Here is a 2262-nt window from a genome sequence, read left to right as displayed (position 1 = left end):
CCGCGCCGCCGAGCAGCGGGACGAAGGTGACCTGATCGAGGAAGTGCTGCTCGTAGCCCTCTTCGGTGCGGTAGATCAGCAGCAGTTGCTGGCTGCGACCGGCGCCCACCGGGATCACCAGCCGGCCGCCCACCGCCAGCTGTTCGAGCAGCGCCTCGGGGACCCGTTCGGGGGCACAGGTGACGATGATCGCGTCGAACGGCGCCTCCTCCGGCCAGCCCCAGCCGCCGTCGGCGTGGCGGGTGCGCACGTTGCGCATGCGCAGCTCCCAGAAGAGATCGCGGACGCGCTGGTAGAGCTGGGTGATGCGTTCCACCGAGTAGACGGCGATCGGCTCGCGCTCGGTGGCCAGCGCCGCCAGGATCGCCGCCTGGTAACCGGAACCGGTGCCGACCTCCAACACCTTCGGCGGGATGCCGTCGGCGATCAGCGCCTCGGTCATCCGTGCCACCACCCACGGCTGGGAGATGGTCTGGCCGTAGCCGATGGGCAGCGCGCTGTCCTCGTAGGCGCGGGTGGCCATCGCCTCGTCCATGAACAGGTGGCGGGGGGTGTAGCGGATCGCCTCCAGCACCCGGTGGTCCTGGATCCCCTCCTGCTTGAGCCGCTCCACCAGGCGGTCGCGGGCACGCTGGCCGGTCATCCCGCTGCCCTGGATCAGCTGGGGGGTGATCGGCGGTCTCACGGCGCCCCCTCCAACCAGCGGCCGGTGGCCGCCAACACCTCATGGCGGGTGAGGTCGACGTGGATCGGCGTGATCGAGGCCCAACCCTCGGCCACCGCATGGAAATCGGTCCCCTCGCCGCCGTCCTGCTGCGGCCCGGCGGCACCGATCCAGTAGAGGGTCTTGCCGCGCGGATCGGTGCCCGGCACCACCGGCTCGGCCTTGTGCCGGTTGCCGAGGCGGGTCGCCTTCAACCCCTTCAACTGGTCGAGGGGCAGATCGGGGACGTTGACGTTGAGGATGGTCTGGGCCGGCAGACCGCTCTCGCCGATCCTCGCCAAGAGCCGCGCCACCACCTCGCCGGCGGTGGCGTAGTGGGTGAAGGGGCGCTCGCCCACCAGGGAGATGGCGATCGCCGGCAGGCCCAGGCTGCGCCCCTCCATGGCGGCGGCGACGGTGCCGGAGTAGAGCACGTCGTCGCCCAGATTGCCGCCGGCGTTGATCCCGGAGAGGACGATGTCCGGCTCCTCCTCCAGCATCCCGGTGACCGCCAGGTGAACGCAGTCGGTAGGGGTGCCGTTGGTGCCGAAGAAGCCGTTGTCGTGACGGGTCACGCGCAGCGGGCAGTCGAGGGTGAGGGAGTTGCTGGCGCCGCTGCGGTCGCGGTCGGGGGCGACCACGGTGACCGTGCCGAAGCGCTCCACGGCAGCGGCCAGCGCACTGAGCCCCGGGGCAAATACCCCGTCGTCGTTACTGAGCAGGATCTTCATCGCATGGGGTTGCCGAACGGTCGGCAGGGCCTCTCTTTATGTAATGATTTATAATAACTTTTTCCCGACCGTTGCCCAAGCCGAAAAATTCCCTCCCGACGCCGTCATGAAGTACCCCCGCGAATTGAGCGATGAGGAGCTCGCGGCCTTCCGCGAAGCGGTCGCCGACGTGCGCCCGTTGGCCGATGACGGACGGATCGAACCGCAGCATCGGCGCCCCCGCCCCACCCCGCGGATGAGCCGGCGCGACGAGGAGCAGGTGATCGAGGAGCTCTTCTCCGACGAGTACCACCCGCTGGGGGTGGAGGCCGGCGAGGAGATCTGGTTCGCCCGACCGGGCTTGCAGCACAACGTGATGCGCAAGCTGCGCCGCGGCCAGTACGCAGTGGGGGCGGAGCTGGACCTGCACGGCCTGACGGTGGAGCTGGCGCGGCGCGAGCTGGCGGAGTTCCTGCTGGCCGCGCTGGCCCGGGGGATGCGCTGCGTGCGGGTGATCCACGGCAAGGGGCGCCGCTCCAGCGCCAAGGGACCGATCCTCAAGGGCAAGGTGGACCGCTGGCTGCGCCAGCGCGACGAGGTGCTCGCCTACTGCTCGGCCCGCCCGGTGGACGGCGGTACCGGCGCCCTCTACGTCCTGCTGCGCAGGACGTAGAGGGCGCAGTGTTGAGTGATTCAGCGGCGTAAGGAACACCGTCAGCGGAAGAAACGGATACGCCTGTAGCGATCCCAAGCGGGCCGGATATCGGGCGGCCCGCGGCCGCCGCGACCTCTCCGTGGGCACCAACGCAAGACACGAATTCAGCCCAACGGTCGGCACGGCCCAATCAC

Annotated in this window: 3 protein-coding genes; 1 reads left to right on the top strand and 2 read right to left on the bottom strand. The window is 69.8% G+C overall.

What is annotated here, in order from left to right; genetic code table 11:
* Together ACYQ2W_RS26025 and surE are read right to left on the bottom strand one after the other, a co-directional pair.
* A partial coding sequence (locus tag ACYQ2W_RS26025) for a protein-L-isoaspartate(D-aspartate) O-methyltransferase (RefSeq protein WP_459873947.1) occupies positions 1-643 on the bottom strand: 643 nt, incomplete at its 3' end.
* Positions 644-681: 38 nt separating this feature from the next.
* On the bottom strand, positions 682-1434 hold the full coding sequence (gene surE, locus ACYQ2W_RS26020) for a 5'/3'-nucleotidase SurE (RefSeq protein ID WP_459873945.1): 753 nt from the start codon (positions 1432-1434) through the stop codon (positions 682-684).
* A 106-nt stretch (positions 1435-1540) separates the two neighbouring features.
* Here surE and ACYQ2W_RS26015 point away from each other — a divergent pair, with 106 nt between their 5' ends.
* Positions 1541-2086, top strand: a complete 546-nt coding sequence (locus ACYQ2W_RS26015; protein WP_459873943.1) for a Smr/MutS family protein — start codon at positions 1541-1543, stop codon at positions 2084-2086.
* Positions 2087-2262 lie beyond the last annotated feature (176 nt).

The sequence above is a fragment of the Endothiovibrio diazotrophicus genome (assembly GCF_054657215.1).
The sequence above is the reverse complement of the archived record's forward strand: the minus strand, read 5'-3'. Positions and strand labels throughout refer to the sequence as shown.

Excerpts from the sequence above, each read along its gene's own strand:
- surE (WP_459873945.1), bottom strand. The coding sequence starts at position 1,434 with ATGAAGATCCTGCTCAGTAACGACGACGGGGTATTTGCCCCGGGGCTC.
- ACYQ2W_RS26015 (WP_459873943.1), top strand. The coding sequence starts at position 1,541 with ATGAAGTACCCCCGCGAATTGAGCGATGAGGAGCTCGCGGCCTTCCGC.